Raw genomic sequence first — 21,345 nt, forward strand, 5'->3', positions numbered from 1 at the left:
CGAATACCTGTTTACCCTATATTCCGCGACCTCAAATCCTTGGGGAGGGGAATAAAAATGTCACGTCAACAGGTTCAATTGCCGGTCAGTTCACCACGTTTGCTTGCTTCGGCCATTGGTGTTGCCATCACCGCCGGCTCTGCTGGCCACATGGTCTTCGCCGCGGAAAAGACCGACAGCAAAGCGTCCGGCAATGCCATCGCTCTGGACGCTACCGCCATCACCGGCGAAGCGCAGGACTCGACGTCCTACCAGGTCGAAAAAGCCTCCTCGCCCAAGTACACCGCACCGCTGGTCGACACGCCGCGCTCGGTCACCGTCATTCCGCAACAAGTCCTGAAAGACACCGGCGCCCTGAACATGCAGGACGCGCTGCGCACCGTGCCGGGCATCACCTTCGGTGCCGGTGAAGGCGGCAACCCGCAGGGCGATCGTCCGTTCATTCGTGGTTTCGACGCCCAGGGCGACACCTACCTCGACGGCGTGCGCGACACCGGTTCGCAGAGTCGCGAAATCTTCGCCGTAGAAAACATTGAAGTCAGCAAAGGCCCGAACTCCGCCATCGGCGGTCGTGGCGCAGCCGGCGGCAGCATCAACCTGGTGAGCAAGAAAGCGCACCTGGGCAATTCGTTTGATGGTGGTTTCACCTGGGGTTCCGACCAGACCCAGCGTTACACCCTGGACGGCAACTACCAGTTCAGCGACACCGCTGCCGGCCGCCTGAACCTGATGAGCCACGAGAGCAATGTCGCCGGTCGCGACAAGGTCGACTACGATCGCTGGGGTATCGCGCCGTCCCTGGCGTTTGGCCTGGGTACCGACACCCGCGTCAACCTCGACTACTACCATCTGGAAAGCAACGACACCCCGGACTCGGGCATTCCCTATACCATTCCGGCCGGCGGTTCGGCAGCACGCACCAAGTCCAACCCGGACAAGCCGTACGCCGGTGGTGATCACAGCAACTTCTACGGTCTGGATCGCGACTTCCGCAAGGGCCGCACCGACACCGCGACCTTCGCCATCGAGCATGACCTGAGCGACTCGCTGACCATCAAGAACACCCTGCGCCACGGCACCAGCATGCAGGATTACATCCTCACCCAGCCGGACGACAGCAAGGGCAACGTCAACAATGGCAGCGTCTGGCGCCGTGCCAACACGCGGGTCAGCAACACCGAGACCACCACCAACCAGACTGACCTGTTCGGCAATTTCTACGTCGCCGGTTTCAAGAACAGCTTCTCCACCGGTGTCGAATACACCCGCGAGGAAGGCCAGAAGTCCTCGTACAACGTCAACACTGACACCACGCCGCGCACCAGCGCTGCGACCACCAATTGCACCCCGTCGATGATTGGCGCATCGAGCGGCTACAACTGCACCTCGCTGTCGAACCCGAACCCGAACGATCCGTGGAACGGCGCGATCTCGCGCAACTACGCCGGCACCGACACCAAGGCCAACACTTACGCGCTGTATGCGTTCGACACCCTGGAGTTGTCCGAGCAGTGGCTGGTGAACATGGGCCTGCGTTACGACCACTTCGACACCGACTACAAGACCTACAACAACGCCGGCACCACCACCTCCAAGGGTGATGACACCAGCGAATTCGTCACCGGTCAGTTCGGCGTGGTCTACAAACCGGCACCGAACGGCAGCATCTACGCCTCCTACGCGACTTCCGCGACACCACCGGGCAACACCCTCGGCGAAGGCCAGGAAGGCAACCCGCTGGGTGGCACCCCGGATCGCAATGGCAACCTGCTCAAGAGCGACATGGAGCCGGAAACCACCAAGAACTACGAAATCGGCACCAAGTGGGATCTGTTGAACGATCGCCTGTCGCTGACCGCTGACATCTTCCGCACCGAGAAAGAAAACGCTCGCGTACAAGTCGACACCACCTCCTACGAGAACGCCGGCAAGACCCGCGTGCAAGGTATCGAGCTGTCGGCCAGCGGCAAGATCACTGACAAGTGGCAAGTGTTCGCTGGCTACGCCTACATGGACAGCGAACAGGTGGACGGCGGTGACCTGCCAGCCAACAAAATCAACAACGGTAACGAGTTGCCCAACACGCCGAAAAACAGCGCCAGCCTGTGGACCACTTATCAGGTCACGCCGAAGCTGACCCTCGGTGGCGGCGCGTTCTACGTCGACGACGTCTACGGCAGCGTAGCCAACACCACGATGGTCGATTCCTATGTACGTTACGACGCGATGGCCGCCTACAAGCTGAGCAAGAACGTCGACCTGCAACTCAACGTGCAGAACCTGACCAATGAAACCTACTACGACAAAGCCTTCTCGACCCACTTCGCCAACCAGGCGGCGGGCCGTACGGCGCTGTTGAGCACCAACTTCCACTTCTGATTGATGCGGTAAATGTGGGAGCGGGCTTGCTCGCGAAGGCGATGTGTCAGTGAAATAGATATCGACTGACACGACGCATTCGGGAGCAAGCCCCCTCCCACAGTTAATGCAATCAGCAGATCCGGCCCCGTTCATTAGATTGAACGGGGCCTTTGTGCGTAATCAAAGAAGCTCTCGACAACCCACGGCATAATGCGCGCCGTGATGACAATTTTCGAACGGACAAGGCGAGCGACGTGTTGAAGAAAACCCTGTTCCAGTTGCACTGGTTTTTCGGCATCACTGCCGGGCTGGTGCTGGCCCTGATGGGCATTACCGGTGCCGCCTATTCGTTCCAGGACGAAATCCTGCGGGCGCTGAACCCGTCGGTGTTGCAGGTGGAAAAACAGGTCCCTGGCGTCCTGCCTCCAGTCGAGCTGGTGGAACACATCGAAGCGAACTCCGGCAAGAAAGTCGGGATGCTCTGGGTCGAAACCGACAGTGGCAACGCCGCGCGCGTCTACTTCACCCCGCCCAAAGGCGAACGCCGTGGCGAGATGCGCTACTTCGACCCGTACACCGGCGAGTTCATGGGCGATGCCGTGGGCCAGGACTTCTTCGGCCTGATGCTGCAACTGCACCGCTTTCTCGCCATGGGCGATACCGGGCGCAACATCACCGGCGCCTGCACCCTGATCCTGCTGTTCTTCTGCCTCTCCGGGCTGTATCTGCGCTGGCCACGCCAGTGGAACAGCTGGCGCGTGTGGCTGACCCTCGACTGGAAGAAAAAGGGCCGCAGCTTCAACTGGGATCTGCACTCGGTGGCCGGCACCTGGTGCCTGCTGGTGTATCTGCTGCTGGCGTTGACCGGGTTGTCCTGGTCGTACGAGTGGTACAACAAAGGCCTGACCAAACTGCTTTCCGACGCGCCGCAAAACGAGCGTGTGCGCGGCGGTCGCGGCCCCGCGCCAGAAGGTCCGGCACCGACCGCCGACTATGCGGCGATGTGGAGCAGCATCTACAGCGCGGCCGGCCCGGGCCTGTCGGCCTACAACATCCGCATGCCGCCAGTGGCCGGGCAACCGGCGACCGTGTTCTACCTGCTCGACAGCTCGCCGCATGATCGCGCGCTGAACCAGATCACCCTCGACCCGGCCACTGGCGTGGTCAAACGTGTCGACCGCTACGCTGACAAGAGCTTCAAGGCGCAGCTGTTGACCAGCATTTACGCGCTGCACGTCGGCAGCTATTTCGGCCTCGTCGGACGGATCATCGTCACCCTCGCCGCCGTGTGCATGCCGCTGTTTTTCATCACCGGATGGCTGCTGTATCTGGATCGCCGGCGCAAGAAAAAGCAGATTCAGGACACGCGCAAAGGTCTTCAGGCACCGGCCGCTGATGCACCGGCATGGCTGGTGGGTTTCGCCAGCCAGAGCGGTTTTGCCGAGCAACTGGCGTGGCAGACCGCCGGGCAATTGCAAGCCGCCGGGTTGCCGGTGAAGGTGCAGCCGCTGGCGAACGTCAGCGCGCAGGATCTGCGTGAATCGAGTAACGCTCTGTTCGTGGTCAGCACCTTCGGCGACGGCGAAGCACCGGACAGCGCGCGTGGTTTCGAGCGCAAAGTGCTGAGCAACGCTGCAAGCTTCGACGGCCTGAACTATGCGGTGCTGGGCCTCGGCGACCGCCAGTACCAGAATTTCTGCGGTTTCGCCCGACGCCTGCATCAGTGGCTGGGCGAGCACGGCGGCAAGACCCTGTTCGCCCCGGTCGAAGTCGACAGCGGCGACCCCTACGCCCTGCGTCATTGGCAAACCCAGCTCGGACAGCTGACCGGACAAGCGCCGGTCGACACCTGGCAAGCGTCGAGCTACGACAACTGGACGCTGGTCAGCCGCGAACTGATGAACCCCGACAGCAGCGGCGCGCCGGTGTACCTGCTGGGCCTGAAAGCGCCGAGCACCAGCAGCTGGCTGGCCGGCGATCTGGTGGAAGTGCTGCCGCGCAACTGCCCGTGGGCCATCGAACACTTCCTCGACGGCCTCGGCATTCGTGGCGAAACCACGGTGAAGATCAACGGCCTCGAAGAGCCACTGGAAATCGCCCTCGCCAGCCGCCAGTTGCCCGAGCATCGCGCGCATCTGGTCGGCCTGCATGCGCAAGCGCTGGTGGATGCGATGGTGCCGCTGGGCATGCGCGAATACTCGATCGCCTCGATTGCCGCCGACGGCGTGCTGGAACTGATCGTGCGTCAGGAACAACACAGCGACGGCAGCCTCGGCATCGGCTCCGGCTGGCTGACCGAGCATGCGCCCGTGGGCGGCAGCATCAGCCTGCGCGTGCGGCGCAACAGTGGCTTCCACTTGCCAAACGAACCGGTGCCGATGATTCTGCTGGGCAACGGCACCGGCCTCGCCGGATTGCGCAGCCTGCTCAAAGCACGCATCGCCGACGGTCAGCAGCGTCACTGGCTGCTGTTCGGCGAGCGCAATCGTCAGTACGATTTCCTCTGCCGGGCGGAGCTGGAAGAGTGGTTGATCAATGGTGATCTGGCGCGGCTGGACCTGGCGTTTTCGCGGGATCAGGCGCAAAAGATTTACGTGCAGGATCGTCTGCGCGAATCCGCTGACGAACTGAAGAAATGGCTGGCTGACGGTGCGGTGATCTACATCTGCGGCAGCCTGCAGGGCATGGCTTCTGGCGTCGATCAGGTACTCAACGACATCCTCGGTACCGCCGAAGTCGAACGTCTGATCGAACAGGGCCGCTATCGCCGCGACGTGTACTGACACCCATCATTACCCGGTGGGAGCGGGCTTGCTCGCGAAGGCGCCGTGCCAGTCGATATCGACTTCGCTGACACACCGTCTTCGCGAGCAAGCCCGCTCCCACAGGTTCTCAGCGTCTAAACGGGCTGCAATTTCTGCTCGAAAACCGCTACCCCATTCAAATCCCGCAACACCACACTCATCTCCCCGCTCTGCCCTTCGATGTTCACCTCGCCAAAGAACTGAAAGCCGGCAAACGGCGAAGCGTTCTGCGTGGGTGGGGCCTTCTGGAACACCACTTCCGGGCCGAAGGTCTTGTCCAGCGGATTAGGACCGAAACTCCCGGCATTCAGCGGCCCGGCGACAAATTCCCAGAACGGTTCAAAATCCTGAAACGCCGCGCGGTCCGGGTGATAGTGATGCGCCGCGCAGTAATGCACGTCCGCGGTCAGAAACACAAAATTGCGTACCTGTTGCGCGCGCAGAAAACCGAGCAACTCGGCGACTTCCAGCTCTCGTCCCTGAGCCGGGCCGGGATCACCGTTGGCCACCGCCTCCCAGCGCGCCACACCCGGGCTGACTTCACCGTCGGGCACGCCGAGGCCGATCGGCATATCGGCGGCGATCACCTTCCACTGCGCCTTGGAGTGCTTCAAGCCACGCTTGAGCCAGTCCAGTTGCTCGCGCCCCAAAAACGGTTTCGCCGCGCCGAGGTTGTCGTCGTTGGCCCCGCGATAACTGCGCATGTCGAGCACAAACACATCGAGCATCGGCCCGTAGCTGAGCTTGCGATAAATTCGCCCGCCGCCGTCGGCCGCCTGCAAACGCATCGGCGAATATTCCAGCCAGGCCTTGCGCGCGCGGCCGACCAGGGTGTGGATATCTTTTTCCTGATAACGCTCGTCGAGCTGCTTGCCCGGCGACCAGTTGTTGACCACTTCGTGGTCGTCCCACTGCCAGATCTGCGGGACTTCGGCGTTGAAACGGCGGATGTTTTCGTCCATCAGGTTGTAGCGATAATTGCCGCGATAATCGTCAAGGGTCTGCGCGACTTTGCTCTTGGCCTCGGTGGTGAGGTTGCGCCAGATACGTCCACCTTCGGTGGTCAGTTGCGCCGGCACCGGGCCGTCGGCGTAGATGGTGTCGCCGCTGTGGATAAAGAAGTCCGGCAGGCGCAGGCGCATGGATTCGTAGATGCGCATGCCGCCGATGTCCGGGTTGATTCCGAAGCCCTGGCCGACGGTGTCGCCACTCCAGACGAAACGGATATTGCGCCGCGCCTTCGGAGCGCTGCGCAAATGGCCGAGCCACGGCTCGCTGGCGACGCCGGATTGTGCGTCCTTGAAATACACCCGGTAGAAAATCGCCTGATCAGCGGGCAGCCCGGTGAGTTCGACGCGGGCGGTGAAGTCGGTGCGCGCATCTGCCAGTGCCGAGACTACACGGCGCGGGTGGCGAAACTGGCTACGGGTGTCCCACTCGACCACCATCCGTGCCGGGCGATCGCTGCGGCTCCAGATCATCGCGCGGTCGCCTTGCAGGTCGCCGGACTGCACGCCGTCGGTGAGTTGCGGCCGATCCTTGACTGACGCGATCACCGCCGGCGCCAGCCCCGGCATCAGCAGCCCGGCACCGACCACCTGCATGACCCGCCGACGCCCCGGATTGAAATCGCTCATGCGTGTTCTCCCTGAAAAAAGGAAAACTTAAGCACGGGATGATGAATCCGGCATGACAGCACATCCCCCCTGTGGGAGCGGGCTTGCTCGCGAAAGCGGTGTATCAGTTAAAAAGATATCGACTGACACGACGCCTTCGCGAGCAAGCCCGCTCCCACAGGGGTGTTGCAGTGTCAGGCTTTGGCGGGTTCCAGCGCCAACTCAACGGCTTCAGGGCGCTTGACCGTCGCATAGACAACAGCAGTCAACAAACTCCCCGCGACAATCGCCAGCAGATACAGCAACGCATGATTGATCGCATTCGGGATCGCCAGCACAAACAAGCCACCGTGCGGTGCCATCAGTTTGCAGCCGAAGTACATCGACAAGGCACCGGTCAATGCACCACCGGCGATGCTCGCCGGAATCACCCGCAGCGGGTCTTTCGCGGCAAACGGAATCGCCCCTTCGGAGATGAAACACAGCCCCAGCACCAGCGCCGCTTTACCGGCCTCGCGCTCGGTCTGGGCGAACTTGCGGCGGGCTATGAACGTGGCAATGCCCAGCCCGATTGGCGGGACCATGCCGGCGGCCATGGTCGCGGCCATCGGTGCATAACTCTGCGAAGCCAGCAGCCCCACCGAGAAGGCATACGCGGCTTTGTTGATCGGCCCGCCGAGGTCGACGCACATCATGCCGCCGAGCAACACGCCGAGCAGAATCGCGTTGGTGGTGCCCATGCTGTCGAGAAAATGCGTCAGCGCCGCGAGCATCCCGGCAACCGGTTTACCGACCACGTAGATCATCACCAGCCCGGTGAACAGGCTGGCGAACAACGGAATGATCAGAATCGGTTTCAGCGCTTCGAGGCTCTGCGGCAATGCCACGTAACGACTGATCAACTTGGCCGCATAACCGGCGATGAAACCGGCGACGATCCCGCCGATAAACCCTGCCCCCAGCGTGCTGGCGAGCAAGCCACCAATCATCCCCGGCGCCAGGCCCGGACGGTCGGCGATCGAGTAGGCGATGTACCCGGCGAGCAGCGGCACCATCAGCTTGAACGCGGTCTCGCCGCCGATCTGCATCAGCGCCGCCGCCAGCGTGCCCTCTTCCTTGAACGCGGTGATGCCGAAGACGAACGACAAGGCGATCATCAGCCCCCCGGCCACCACCATCGGCAGCATGAACGAAACACCGGTCAGCAGGTGTTTGTAAACGCCGGTTTTCTCTTGCTTGGCCGGCGCCTTGCCGTCGCTCGCAGCGCTCTCCACCTGAGCTTCGGCGAGGGCTTTTTTCAGCGTCGCTTCGGATTGCTTGAGGGCAATGCCGGTGCCGCAACGGTAGATTTTCTTGCCGGCGAAACGCTCGGTGGCGACTTCGATGTCGGCCGCCAGCAACACCACGTCAGCCTCGGCAATCGCCGTTGCGCTGAGCGGGGTTTTCGCGCCGACCGAGCCTTGGGTTTCGACGTGCAGTTCATAGCCCAGACGCTTGGCCGTCTGCTGCAACGCCTCGGCCGCCATGAAGGTGTGGGCAACACCCGTCGGGCACGCAGTGATGGCGACGATGCGCGGGGCACGTTGCGCAGCGGCAACCGGGACGGCTTCGCTGGCGAGGTAAACTTCGGCCTCTTGCGCACCACGGCGCAGCACCGCTTCGACATCCTGCAGCGCTTGCGCCGGGGCAATGCGGAACACGCGCTTGCCGACGAAACGGCGCATGTCGACATCACCGGTGGCGACCAGCAACACCCACTCCGCCGCCTCAATGGTGGCGGCCGACAATTCACGTTCCGGGTGCGCCGCATCGACCACTTCAACGCTGGTGCTCCAGCCCTGACGCTGGGCCGCCGCATCGAGCAGGCGGGCGCACAGCACACTGGTGACCATGCCGTTCGGGCAGGCCGTGACAATGGCTAATTTCATGACAAACCCTCTTATTGTTCTGTCAGGGGACGCACGCGTACGCCCTGTTCGAGCTGCGCCAGTTGCGCCGCATCGTTGATGCCGAAACCGATCTGCGTCACCGCCATCGCGGCAATCGCCGTGGCCGTGCGCAGGGTCTGCTCGGGCGTATCGGCACTGAGCAGACCGTGGAGCATGCCGGCCAGCAACGAGTCACCGGCCCCTACCGTGCTGGCAACAGTCACCTTCGGCGGCGTGGCATGCAGCGCCGAGCCGACGCTGAACCAGTTCACACCGTCGGCGCCATGGGAGATCACCACGTGCTCGATACCCTTGGCGTGCAGGCACGCCGCAGCCTGAGCTTCGGCGGCGTGCGAAACCACATCGCAATCGAGCGCATCGGCGAGTTCTTCGGTGTTCGGCTTGATCAGCCACGGACGCCCTTCAATGGCCGCGCGCAAGGCGTCACCACTGCTGTCGAGGGCGACTTTCAGGCCGAGACCGTTCAGGCGTTCGATCAACTCGCGCAACCACTGCGCGCTGACGCCGCGCGGCAAACTGCCGGCGACCACCACCGCGTCATGCCCCGGAGCGATCTGCAGCAGACGCTCAAGCAACGTCTGCTGCGCCGTCGCGTCGACCACCGGCCCCGGGCCGTTGATGTCGGTGATGCGCCCGTCGTGCTCGGCGACCTTGATGTTGCTGCGCGTCTCCCCCGGCACGCGAATGAACGCATCGACAAAGCCGCGCTTGGCGAACAGGGTTTCGAAGGCTTGCAGATTGTCTTCGCCGAGAAAGCCGCTGACCGTCAGTTGATGCCCGAGGTCTGCGAGTACCTGGGCGACGTTCACGCCTTTGCCGGCGGCGTGGGTGTGCATCTCGTCGCTGCGGTTGACCTGACCGGCCTCCAGGCGTGGCAGCTCGACCGTGAGGTCCAGCGCCGGGTTGAGGGTCAGGGTGAGAATCTTGGCCATTACAGGGCCTCCACTAATGCACGCACTTCGTTCGCGCTGCCCACGGTGAGGGCTTGTTGAGCAAGGGTTTGCGCCTGGGTCAGGCTGAGTTCGCGGATGCGCGCCTTGACCTCGGCGATGCTGCGCCCGGACACGCTCAGCTCATCGACACCGAGGCCGACCAGCACCGGCACCGCCAGCGGATCTGCCGCCAGCTCGCCGCACACGCCGACCCATTTGCCATGGGTATGCGCGGCGCGCACGGTGATGTCGATCAGTTGCAGCACCGCCGGGTGCAGGCCGTCAGCCTGGGCCGAAAGCGTCGGGTGACCACGGTCGATGGCCAGGGTGTATTGCGTCAGGTCGTTGGTACCGACGCTGAAGAAGTCGACTTCCTTGGCCAATACCGGCGCCAGCAATGCAGCGGACGGTACTTCGATCATGATCCCCAGTTGCAAGTCCGCGACCGGGATTTCCAGGCGCAGACGCTCGGTCATGTCGCGGGCCTGACGCCACTCTTCAACGCTGCCGACCATCGGGAACATGATCCGCAGCGGACGGTTGTCCGCCGAACGCAGCAAGGCGCGTAGCTGCGCTTCCATGACCTGCGGACGCTGCAAGGTCAGGCGAATGCCGCGCACGCCGAGGAACGGGTTTTCCTCCTTGGCGATCGGCCAATACGGCAGCGGTTTGTCGCCGCCGACATCAAGGGTGCGCACCACCAATGGCCGCCCGGCGAGGCCATCGAGAACGCGACGGTATTCGGCTTCCTGAGTGGCTTCGTCTGGCGCTTGCGGGTGAGCCATGAAAATCAGTTCGGTGCGCAGCAGGCCGATGCCTTCGGCGCCCTGCTCCACTGCGGCGGTGACACCGGCGCTTTCACCGATGTTGGCGAACACTTCCACGGCGTGACCGTCAGTGGTGTGCGCCGGTTGATGGCGTTGTTCGGCGGCAGCCTTGAGACGCTGCTCGCGGGTATCGCGTTCTTCGGCGGCGCGTTGCAGGGTCGCGGCATCGGCGTCGACGTGCAGGCGACCGCGCTGGCCGTCGAGCAGCAACGGCGTGCCCGGTTCCAGCAGCAACACTGCTGCACCCGCACCGACCAGCGCTGGAATCCCGAGAGCACGGGCGACGATTGCACTGTGCGCCGTGGCGCCGCCGCGCGCGGTGAGAATCCCTGCTACCCGCGCTGGATCGAGCCGTGCGACGTCCGACGGACCGACCTCGTCCATCACCAGAATGTACGGTTGTTCAGGCTCATTCGGAGTCTGCACACCACAGAGTTGCGCCAGTACCCGGCGGCCTATGTCCCGCAAATCCGCCGCCCGCTCAGCGAGCAACGCGTCCTGCAGCGACTCCTGTTGTTTGGCCGCAGCTTCAATCACCACCATCCACGCCGCTTCGGCGCTTTCGCCTTGCTTGAGACGGGTGTCGACTTCGTCGGTCAGTTCCGGGTCGTCGAGCATTTCCTGGTGGGTGATAAAAATCTCGCGAATCGCCTTGGCCTTGCTGCGTTCGATCAGCCCCTGGATGTCACTGCGCACGTCGTTCAGCGCTTGTTTGAGACGTTCCCGCTCGATGGCCGCGGACTCGCCGCGCAACGGGTAATCGATAGCCTGCTGCACCTGAATGTGCGCTGGGCCGATAGCAATGCCCGGCGCGGCAGGGATCGCCTGTAACTGCGTGCCGGACGCCGGGGCGATCAGCACTTCGGCGATATCAGCGATGACTTCGCGTTGCTGACTCACGGCCGGCAGCGGTTCGACTTCTTCGCCGAGGCCTTCTTCGATAGCGGCCAGCAATGCGGGCAAGGCGTCGGCGGCGATGCTCGGTTCAGCGATCAACTCCAGCACCTGACCACGCCGCGCGCCGAGGCTCAGCAGTTTGCTCAGGCTTTTTACCGACACGGCGCTGTCCGCGCTGTCGACGATGCGCACACGGATTTCACCGTCGAAACTCTTCGCCAGTTGCGCAAGGATCTTCGCCGGACGTGCGTGCAGACCGTGGGCGTTGGCCAGGGCAATGCGAGCGCTCGGCCAATCGGCCGGCAGTTCGCCACCGAGCACTTCGAGGACTTTACGACTGCTGGTGGCGCGGCCCAATTCATGGCCGCGCCCTTCGATGAGCAACGCACACAGACGCTCAAGCAGCGCCTGATGCGCCTCGCCGAGACTGGCCAGACAGAACAGACCGCTGAGCGGCTGGCCGAGGTAACGCATCGGTTTGTCCGGGGTGACGAACGCCAGGCCCGGGCGCTTCACGGTTTGCTCGCTGTGCAGCCACCACAGGCCATCGCCCAGCGGCAGGGCTTCGACTTGTTGCAACACACCGGCAAAACCGTTGCTCACACAATCGGCCTGACGCAACAGACGCGCGCCACGCCAGACCAGTTCTTCGAAATCATCAGCCGACACGCCGAGGCCGATCATCTGCGCATCCAGCGCCAGTTCCTGTGGCGCGCCTTGCAGCAGTTTCAGCAGCGCTTCCGGCGAGCTGGCGCGACGCAGGGCCTGACCCAGATCGGTCTCGCCAAGGGCGCGGGTCAGCAGTTGCAGCAAACGCAGGTGTTCGTCGGATTTGGCGGCGATGCCGATCGCCAGATACACGATCTGGCCGTCGCCCCAGTCCACGCCCTCGGGAAACTGCATCAGCCGCACGCCGGTGGCGAACACCTGATCGCGGGTCTCGGGCGTACCGTGAGGGATGGCAATACCTTGACCAAGAAAGGTCGAGCCCTGGGTTTCCCGGGCCTGCAAACCGGCGAGGTAGCCATCGGCGACCAGGCCATCGGCCACCAGATGATTGGCGAGTAGTTGCAGGGCGGCGGGTTTATCCACAGCCGATTGGCCCATGGATATCTGCTCTATAGTGAGCTCGAGCATGCGATCTCCTTTTTGGCACATGGATGCGCCAGGATATTGTTTTGAATGGTCACAGCTTAGGCGCTGGTCAGCCTGCTTTTCAGCGGCAGTTTTGGCGGTTTCACGGCAGAACCGGCCAAAGGCGTCTAAAACGTAGAAAATACGCTTGCTGAAACGTTTAATCTAGATTGATCGGCACGTTACTCGATAATGTCTCATCCTTGAAGTCCAACTTGTCGGATGCGCTGCGACAATAGTCGTCTGCCCGAATCGGGTAGGATTGGCGAAAATGTGGCGGCAAGCTCGAAAAAACAAGGAAATCCCGGGTTGAAACTCAGTGATATCGCGCGGTTGGCCGGAGTGTCCGTGACCACCGCCAGCTACGTCATCAACGGCAAGGCCGAACAGCAACGCATCAGCAACGCCACGGTCGAGCGGGTGCGTGCGGTCGTCGAACAGCACGGCTTCACCCCCAACCCGCAAGCGGCCGGGTTGCGCAGTCGGCACACCCGCACGTTGGGTTTTATTCTGCCGGATCTGGAAAATCCCAGTTACGCGCGGATCGCCAAACTGCTGGAGCAAGGCGCGCGGGCGCGTGGCTATCAGTTGCTGATTGCCAGCTCCGACGATGCGCCGGACAGCGAGCGCCAGTTGCTGCAACTGTTCAAGGCGCGCCGTTGCGATGCGCTGATCGTCGCCAGTTGCCTGCCGGCCGGTGACGACAGCTACCGCCAGTTGCAGGCCAAGGGCTTGCCGATCATCGCCATCGACCGGGTCATGGAACCCGAGCACTTCTGCTCGGTGATCAGTGATGACCGCGAAGCCAGCCTGCACCTGACCCAGAGCCTGCTCGATCCGCAGCCGAAACAGATCGTGCTGCTCGGCGCGCGTCCGGAGCTGAGCATCAGTCAGGAACGTGCGGCGGGCTTCAAGCAGGCGCTGGTCGAGTTCAAAGGCGAAGTGCTGATCGAGCACGCCGAGTCCTTCAGCCGTGAATGCGGCAAGCAACTGATGGAAGAACTCCTGCAACGTCTGGGGCATTTGCCGGATGCGCTGGTGACGACTTCCTACGTGCTGCTGCAGGGCGTGTTCGATGCACTGCATGACTTCCCGCTCAAATCCCGCCCGCTGCGTCTGGGTACCTTCGGTGACACGCAGTTGCTGGACTTCCTGCCGCTGCCGGTCAACGCCATGGCCCAGCAGCACCAGTTGATCGCCGACAAGGCGCTGGAACTGGCGCTGGCCGCCGTCGAACAATCGCAATACAAGCCTGGCGTGCAGGCCATCGCCCGTACCTTCAAGCAGCGCATTCACCGGGACTGAGCCGTGGAGCTGATCGACAGCCACACCCACCTCGACTTCCCCGACTTCGACGCCGATCGCTCGGCGTTGCTCGCCGAAAGCCGCGCCCTCGGGGTGCGGCGGATGGTGGTGCTGGGGGTTTATCAGGACAATTGGCAACGGGTGTGGGAGCTGGTGCAGAGCGATGCGGATCTGTACGCAGCATTTGGTTTGCACCCGGTGTACCTCGATCAGCATCAACCCGAAGATCTACGCGCACTCGGCGACTGGCTGACGCGGCTGCGCGGCCATCGGCAATTGTGTGCAGTAGGCGAGATCGGTCTGGATTACTTCATCGAGACCCTCGACCGCGAACGCCAGCAGGCGCTGTTCGACGCGCAGCTGCAACTGGCGGCAGATTTCGAACTGCCGGCGCTGATCCACGTGCGCCGCAGCCACGCCGCGGTGATCGCCACGCTCAAGCGCTTCAAGCTCAAGCGCGCGGGCATCATCCACGCGTTCGCCGGCAGCCGCGAAGAAGCACGCGAATACATCAAGCTCGGTTTCAAACTGGGTCTGGGCGGCGCGCCAACCTGGCCGCAGGCGTTGCGCATGCATCGGGTATTGGCGGATCTGCCGCTCGATTCGATCGTGCTGGAAACCGACTCTCCGGACATGGCCCCGGCGATGTTTCCCGGAGTACGCAATACCCCTGCGCACTTGCCGGCGATCTGTGCAGCACTGGCCGAGTTGATGAATGTCAGTGCAGAACGACTGGCCGCCGCCAGCACCGCCAACAGCTGCGAAGTATTCGGTTGGTAATCAGTCGCCGTGGGCCTTGGCCGCTTCGAGAATCAAGGTCATGTGCTGACGTTGACGGACAAAGCGTGCCAGTGCGAAGTAGATAAAAATCACGATCAACGACGCATTCAACTGTTCAGTCACGCTGAGCAGCCCGATCCATTCCATGACCAACGCCACCAGCAGCGCGGTGCACACCGTGACCGACGCGCTGAAGCGCAGCAATCCCAGCGAGTCGAGGGACTTGAAGCGTTTGATCTGTTTAGGGCAGCGCAGCTCCAGAGCTTCCTGGCAGTGCGCGCAAGTGAACGGTTCGTTGATTGCGATGGCGTTGAGTTGCCAGGGTTTGAGTACCTGTAGGGTCTGGCAATGAGCACAACGGCCCTGGATTCCCAGGGTTGCAACGGACATGAGCGGCCTCCTCGACGCAATCAGCAGAACTCGGATACTGGCTCATTAATGACGAAAAGCCAGCCGTCGAAAGAAAACAGGAATTGGCTTACAAGCGTAAGCATCAATGCATTACAAAATGTTCTGACATTACCGCCCTTGTAGGAGTGAGCCTGCTCGCGATAACGGTGTATCAGCCAACCATTGAGTTGACTGGCACACCGTTATCGCGAGCAGTCTCACTCCTACAGCATTCGCGCTCGATCAGACGCGGAACGCGCTGATCAGCTGTTTCAGTTCCACCACCTGCGCTGACAACGCTCGGCTGGCGTCCTCCGTCTGGTGCGCCCCCTGGGCCGTGCGCTCGCCGGCGCGATTGATCTCGACGATGTTCTGGTCGATGTCATGGGCCACCGCAGTCTGTTGCTCCACGGCGGCAGCGATCTGCTGGTTCTGGTCGACGATCATGCCGACTGCGCCGAGGATGTTTTCCAGCGCCTGCTGGACCTTTTCCGACTGCCCGACCGTGCCGTTGGCCATCTGATGGCTGACGCCCATGGCTTTCACCGCCGCACCCACGCCGCCATGCAGTTTGGCGATCATCTGTTCGATTTCTTCGGTCGATTGCTGGGTGCGCTTGGCCAACGTACGCACTTCGTCCGCCACCACCGCAAATCCCCGGCCCTGCTCTCCGGCGCGGGCGGCTTCGATGGCGGCGTTGAGCGCCAGCAAGTTGGTCTGCTCGGCAATGCTCTTGATCACTTCCAGCACGCGGCTGATCGACTGGCTGTCGCTGGCCAACTGGTTGATCACCAGCACCGATTGATCGATCTCACTGGCCAGCGCAGCAATGCTGCCCTGCTGCGACTCCACCAGTGTACGACCGCTGACGGTTTCATCGTTGACGCTGTGCGCGCTGCTCACCGCTGCCGCTGCGCTGCGTGCAACTTCCAGCGAGGTCGCCGACATCTGGTTCATCGCGGTCGCCACTTGCTCGATCTGCGTGCGCTGCCCGGCCACTGCCTGATTGCTTTGCGCCGAGACAGTTTCCACCTGCCCGGCCTGGCGCTCGACCTCAGCCACGGTCTGCCCGACTCGTTCGATCAGGTCGTGGATTTTCCTCACGGTGCCGTTGAACACCTCGCCCAGTTCGCCGAGTTCATCGCGACTGTTGGCCTTGAAATTGACCGTCATGTCACCGGCCGCGACCTTGTCCATCATCGCGCCCAGGCGCTTGAGCGTGGTGCGAGTTGAGGCGTAGAACCCGCCGTAGAGATAGAAAATCAGCACGAACACCACCGCCAGCGCCACCGCCTGCAACACCATGTGCGTGCGGTTTTGCGCCAGGCGCTGCTGCAGTTGGGTATCGAGGAATTTCAGGGTCGCGTCATTGAGCTGGTAGGTCTGAGCCATCAGCCCGGAGACCTGATCGTAGAACGCCTGCCACGGGGTATCGAGGGTCTCGGCCACCACGACTTTCGCCTCAAACAGTTCGCTGGCCTGCTTGAGCGAAGCCTTGCTGCTGTCGGCCGGCGCGCTGAGGCTGACGCGCGCAGCCTGGCTGGAGTCGAGGGCGTCTGCCAGTTTCAGCGCGTATTCGGCCTGGAGCTTTTCGATCTGCGCCAGCAACTCGTCGAAACGGCTGCTCGACGAACTGTTGAGAAAGCCCTGCCCCAACGAATACGAACCGATGGCCCGACCTTCGCCGAGAGTCTGGGTCACGGCCGGAGTGATAGTGGTGAGCAGCTCGCTGAGCTGGCGGATGTCGCTCTGGTTGTCGCGGCTCAGACCGGCCTGACTGGTGACGATCTGGCTGAAGATCTGCGCATTGCCGAGCAGTTTGCCGATCATCGCGCTTTTGCTTTGCAGAGAGTTTTCCGCCTGTTGGGCCTTGAACGCGCTGATCATTTCATCGCGTTTGCCGTCGAACAGTTTGATCTGTTCGGGATCGTCGGTCATCGCCTGCAAACCTTGCAGGCGCGCCAGCACGGATTGCTCCAGGCTGCTGATCTGCGCTTCGAGGTTGTCGGCTTTGCCGGACTGGCCGAGGGTGACGTTGATCTGCACCAGATTGTTCAGCGTTTCCAGATCCCGGCGCAGGCTCAGGCTGCTGCCCAGCAGATCGAGGCTCTGCAATTCGACCCGGGTGCCCTGGAATTCACGATAGGAATCGCGCACCAGATAAAAATTGGTCACCAGCATCGGCACCAGGAACAGCACGCTGATCAAGCTGAACTTCATGCCGAAGCTCAGACGGTTCATCAGCGAGACGGCGGGATAGAGCAAGCTCTTCACTGGAAGTCTCCCTTGGTTTTTCTTGTTTTTATTGGCAGGCGCGGGGCGACAGCAGATAGCCACTATCGGGCGCTGTCTCTGTATAGCTCAAATCGGGGGGAGGTTTTGTAACTTAAGGTTAACGACTATCTGGGGCAGATCGCTCACCTTGTGGCGAGGGAGCTTGCTCCCGCTCGGCTGCGCAGCAGACGCAAATCGCTTGGACGCGTCGTTTATGATGAACAGCGAGGGCGGCTTCGCCACCCAGCGGGAGCAAGCTCCCTCGCCACAATGAATTTCACCGAGGGTTCAGTGGATCAGCACTGTCCACAAGGCAAACCCGGCATACCACAGCACCGCCGCGCGCAGCAGCAGTTCCCACAGGCAATCGAGGGTGTTGATGCCTTCAGGCCCGACTACCGGCGGCGGGATCTCACCCGCTGCCAGCCCGACCTTGTTGATCAGCTGCGCGGCGCTGATGTTCCAGTTCAGCAGCTCATGCAACATCACCCGGCTGACCGCGACGAAATTGCCGACCAGAGCCAGACTGGCGGCGAGCAAGCGCACTGGCAACCAGTCAAAGGCGTGACGTAACTGTCCGGCACGTTCGGCGAGCGCCGGGTTCTGGCTGTGTTCTTCCGCCAATGCGAGCAAGCGATAAGCCAGCGCCGCGACCGGACCGAGCACGAAGTACCAGAAGATCACCGCGAAGAAACTTTGATAGGCCTGCCACAACAGGTGCCCTTGGACCCGATCCAGCAATTGCTCACCACTGTCGGCACAGATATCCAGATCACGCTTGGCCACATGCGCGGCCGCTTGCAGATCCTCGCGCCGCCAGGCGTCACGAAACGGCCCGAGACCGCCGAGCAGATCACCGCGCCCCAGCGCATAAATCACCACCAGCAAATGCACCGGCAGCGCCAGCAAGCCGTAAGCGACGGGTTCCAGTACCACCAGCAACAAGGCAAGCAGCGCCACCGGCAGCAACACCAGAATCGTCAGCACCAGCCATGGTCGCTGGGCCAGGCGTGCGCTGGTTTCGAGTTTGTGCAGTTCGCGGATCCATCCGCCATCGCGTTGAACCCGATGACGCAGGGCCGAGAATTTCTCGATCCAGACCGCCAGCAGTAACACCAGAAAACTCATTGTCCTTCCTCTTGTGCCAGGGCTGCGCGGTAACGCGCCCAGTCGAATGCCGGGCCAGGATCGGTCTTGCGCCCGGGTGCGATGTCGCTGTGCCCGCAGATACGGGCGCCGGTGATGGCCGGAAATGCGGTTTGCAGCTGACGCGTCAACGTGATCAGCGCCTGATACTGCGCATCGGTAAAGGGCAGATCATCAGTGCCTTCGAGCTCGATGCCCACGGAAAAATCGTTACAGGTTTCCCGGCCTTCGAACATCGACACGCCCGCATGCCACGCCCGCTCAAGACAGGAGACAAACTGGGTGACGCTGCCGTCACGTTCGATCAGAAAATGCGCCGAGACGCGCAGGTCGGCAATCCCTGCAAAATAGGGATGCTCGGTGACATCCAGACGATTCTGGAAAAATTCCTGCACCTTGCCGGTGGCGAACTGCGCCGGCGGCAGGCTGATGTTGTGGATCACCAACAGGGAAATTTCGCCCGCAGGGCGTTCATTGAAGTTGGGCGATGGGCAGACCTGTACCCCGTGACACCACCCGCTAGCGGGATCCAACTGCATACCGATTCCTTCAACGCCGACTGTGTTGGCGCCCAGTATGCCGTGATCGGCCCCCGGCGCGCGATCACTTGCCGCGATTGAGTCGCCGCAGATTGCCGAGCACCGACTCCAGCGCCCGATCGAACAGCAAGGTGTCATCCAGCGCCCGCACCGCGCCACGGCGGAACTCGAGGGCCAGATCGACGCGGCTGCGCTCCAGCACCTTCATCCCGGTGCGGTCGACGAACACGTATTTGCCGGTGGCTTCGATGATCGCTGCGAGCTTGCAGCGCAGGCTGTGCTCGTCGTCTTCCTGGAACGCCACCCAACTGCCCAGGCGCAGTTGTTCCAACTGACGCAGCCCCGGGTCGTCATGCGCCAGGCCGCTGGCATTCACGCCGATCGCGCCCTCGTCGGCGCTACGCAGGGTGATGTGCTGCGACACCTCTACCAACGCCGGCGCATCGGCCGGCGGCTGCTCGGTGAGCGGTTCAAGCACACGCACATGCAGCGCTTCCAGCTCGCTGAAAAATTCGCTGGTGGCGAACGGATCAAACGCCGAGCTGCTCAGGCCATCACGCAATGATTTGAGCAAGCCTGGCACCAGCGCCAGCAACTGCAGACCGGCGTCAGCCTCGTCGTGACGCTGTACGCTCCAGATCAATTGCTCCATGGTCTGCACATCGGCCTGCCATTCAGCACAGTGGTCGCCATGTTTGAGGCAGGTCAGCAGCAGCACTTTGCTCCACGCATCACGCACAAAGGTCACCACCGACGGCGGCAGGACTTTACCCAGCAACGCCTGGTTCAGCACATGCTCGACTCGCTGCCGAGCCAGTTCGGTTTTCGCCCGTCCTTCCTCGGCATCGCGCAAACGCTGTTCGAGCAATTCGCTGCGCCGCCGCTCATCACTGGTGAAGGCCAGGAAATCGGCGAGCAACTCGGAGAAAATCGCCGGGTCGTCGACGAAGTCACTCAACAGGCGCTGCACCACTTGTTCGATGCGCAGATACAGGCTGTCACGCGCCTCGCCATTGCAATCGCCCCAACCCATGGCGGCATCGGCGATTTCATTGAGCAGGCGCCGCGCCGGGTGGCTGCTGCGGCTGAAGAAACTTTTGTCGAGTACTGCCACCTTGAGCATCGGAATCTGCAAACGCGCGATCAACGCCTTGAGCGAATCCGGCAGGTTACGGTCTTCGAGGATGCAATCGAAGACCATGGCGATCAGGTTGATCACGTCTTCATCCGCGCCGTCGACGATGCGTGATTTGCCGCTCCTCACGCTGACCCGCGTCAGCAGCTGCTCAAGCTGATTGCGCAGATCGAAATCGTCCTGCGCCGCCAGCGCCGGGACGTATTGCTGCAAGTGTGAAAGCAGGCGCAGTAGATCACGGGTGCTGATCGGTTGCGCCGCCGCACTCGGCTCCAGGGTCGGCGCGACACTGCCGCGCACGTGCAGCAGCAGTTCCTGCAACGCGGCGAAGACTTCCTGCACGCCTTCGTCGGCGGGCGCGGGTTCGTCACTCTCTTCGCTGCTGATGCTTGCTGCCGCACGCTCGATTGCGCGGCGTGCGGGGGCCGGTTTCAACTCAGGCAACACGCCGGTGGCGACCAGCAATTGATTGGCTTCGGCATACAACTGCTCGGTATCGGCCAGCACATAGCGTTCGAACAGTTTGAGCAGGATCAGCTTGACCTTGATCTCCACGCCCAGGTTACGTCCGGCCTGCAGAAAGAACTCGCAGAGCATCGCCGGGCCGAGCGGGTTGTGTTGGTTATCGAAATCCTTGCCCAGCAACACGTTGAGGCGTGCGGTCAGTTGATCAAGAGCAAAGCCATCACGCTTGAGCACCCGCCCGACCATGGTCTCGACCGCCACGCTGCGCTCCATGTCATCGGTACGCGGTGCCGAATCCTCGAATATCAGCGTGCCGGGCAACGCGGGTTGCACGACTTCGTATTGAATCAGCGCGACAAAGGCTTCGAAGAATTGCTCGAGAAAACCCCGTTCGATGTTTTTGCGCTTGAGGCGCAGGTCGCGCATGGCTTCGAAAAAGATGTTCTGTTCGACGTCATTACGCGCCCGGTCAGCCATTTCGAACAGGGTGTCGTCTGCGTTATCGAACAATTCCTGCAAACCGTGGCGCAGTTGCTGGGCGGCCTTGTCGCGGACCTGAAGCAGAATCACAGGCAGGCGGGCGAGCGGCGAATGATTCGCCTGATCGGTAGCGGCCTTGTGCAAGGGCACTACATTCCCGTCGTTGTGCATCCAAGCCTCCTGAAACGGTGATTTCACTGGTCAGTTACAACACAGGTCCCTGTGGGAGCGGGGTTTCGCGCGGGAGGGGGGGGGGGGGTGCCCGAAACATTCCCGTCACACCCCCCACTCCCGCGCGACCCGCCCCCCCC

Annotated in this window: 13 protein-coding genes and 1 pseudogene; 4 read left to right on the forward strand and 10 right to left on the reverse strand. The window is 62.3% G+C overall.

The window, feature by feature from the left end; all coding sequences use genetic code 11:
- Window positions 1-57: 57 nt before the first annotated feature.
- The gene (locus LVD08_RS08760; protein WP_096795326.1) at window positions 58-2,379 is read left to right on the forward strand and encodes a TonB-dependent receptor; all 2,322 of its coding nucleotides are present in this window, start codon (window positions 58-60) and stop codon (window positions 2,377-2,379) included.
- A 236-nt stretch (window positions 2,380-2,615) separates the two neighbouring features.
- Complete coding sequence (locus LVD08_RS08765) at window positions 2,616-5,144, forward strand: PepSY domain-containing protein (RefSeq protein ID WP_247267928.1); 2,529 nt, start codon at window positions 2,616-2,618, stop codon at window positions 5,142-5,144.
- 116 nt (window positions 5,145-5,260) lie between these two features.
- Here LVD08_RS08765 and LVD08_RS08770 read toward each other — a convergent pair whose 3' ends face one another.
- From LVD08_RS08770 to ptsP, 4 genes are all read right to left on the reverse strand, one after another.
- Window positions 5,261-6,802 (reverse strand): alkaline phosphatase D family protein, encoded by a 1,542-nt coding sequence (locus LVD08_RS08770; RefSeq protein WP_115988230.1) that lies wholly within the window; start codon window positions 6,800-6,802, stop codon window positions 5,261-5,263.
- A 173-nt stretch (window positions 6,803-6,975) separates the two neighbouring features.
- Entirely contained in the window at window positions 6,976-8,709 is a 1,734-nt protein-coding gene (locus LVD08_RS08775) for a PTS fructose-like transporter subunit IIB (RefSeq protein ID WP_247267929.1), read from the reverse strand.
- Window positions 8,710-8,720: 11 nt separating this feature from the next.
- The gene (pfkB, locus tag LVD08_RS08780; protein ID WP_247267930.1) at window positions 8,721-9,662 is read right to left on the reverse strand and encodes a 1-phosphofructokinase; all 942 of its coding nucleotides are present in this window, start codon (window positions 9,660-9,662) and stop codon (window positions 8,721-8,723) included.
- Window positions 9,662-12,523, reverse strand: coding sequence for a phosphoenolpyruvate--protein phosphotransferase (ptsP, locus tag LVD08_RS08785; RefSeq protein WP_247267931.1), 2,862 nt, complete (start codon window positions 12,521-12,523; stop codon window positions 9,662-9,664). The genes pfkB and ptsP overlap by 1 nt, the downstream gene beginning before the upstream one ends.
- A 306-nt stretch (window positions 12,524-12,829) precedes the next feature.
- Between ptsP and cra the strand changes: the two genes are divergently transcribed.
- Complete coding sequence (cra, locus tag LVD08_RS08790) at window positions 12,830-13,825, forward strand: catabolite repressor/activator (protein ID WP_027610792.1); 996 nt, start codon at window positions 12,830-12,832, stop codon at window positions 13,823-13,825.
- Window positions 13,826-13,828: 3 nt separating this feature from the next.
- Window positions 13,829-14,605, forward strand: a complete 777-nt coding sequence (locus tag LVD08_RS08795) for a TatD family hydrolase (protein WP_247267932.1) — start codon at window positions 13,829-13,831, stop codon at window positions 14,603-14,605.
- On the opposite strand, the gene LVD08_RS08800 is transcribed toward LVD08_RS08795, so the two are convergent.
- From LVD08_RS08800 to LVD08_RS08820, 6 genes and pseudogenes are all read right to left on the reverse strand, one after another.
- Entirely contained in the window at window positions 14,606-14,995 is a 390-nt protein-coding gene (locus LVD08_RS08800; RefSeq protein WP_097090476.1) for a hypothetical protein, read from the reverse strand.
- Between the two features lie 243 nt (window positions 14,996-15,238).
- Window positions 15,239-16,168, reverse strand: a complete 930-nt coding sequence (locus tag LVD08_RS28200) for a methyl-accepting chemotaxis protein (RefSeq protein WP_442962675.1) — start codon at window positions 16,166-16,168, stop codon at window positions 15,239-15,241.
- Window positions 16,145-17,236 (reverse strand): annotated as a pseudogene (locus LVD08_RS28205) (methyl-accepting chemotaxis protein); the annotation flags it as partial. The gene LVD08_RS28200 and the pseudogene LVD08_RS28205, both read right to left, overlap by 24 nt.
- Window positions 17,237-17,557: 321 nt before the next feature.
- Window positions 17,558-18,397 (reverse strand): regulatory signaling modulator protein AmpE, encoded by an 840-nt coding sequence (gene ampE, locus LVD08_RS08810; protein WP_103367761.1) that lies wholly within the window; start codon window positions 18,395-18,397, stop codon window positions 17,558-17,560.
- Window positions 18,394-18,954, reverse strand: coding sequence for a 1,6-anhydro-N-acetylmuramyl-L-alanine amidase AmpD (gene ampD, locus LVD08_RS08815; protein ID WP_003221563.1), 561 nt, complete (start codon window positions 18,952-18,954; stop codon window positions 18,394-18,396). The genes ampE and ampD overlap by 4 nt, the downstream gene beginning before the upstream one ends.
- A gap of 64 nt (window positions 18,955-19,018) precedes the next feature.
- Window positions 19,019-21,205, reverse strand: coding sequence for a DUF1631 domain-containing protein (locus LVD08_RS08820; protein ID WP_247267934.1), 2,187 nt, complete (start codon window positions 21,203-21,205; stop codon window positions 19,019-19,021).
- Between the last annotated feature and the right edge of the window lie 140 nt (window positions 21,206-21,345).

The organism is Pseudomonas sp. YL2, from assembly GCF_023063025.1.
Classification (GTDB): Bacteria; Pseudomonadota; Gammaproteobacteria; order Pseudomonadales; family Pseudomonadaceae; genus Aquipseudomonas; species Aquipseudomonas putida_A.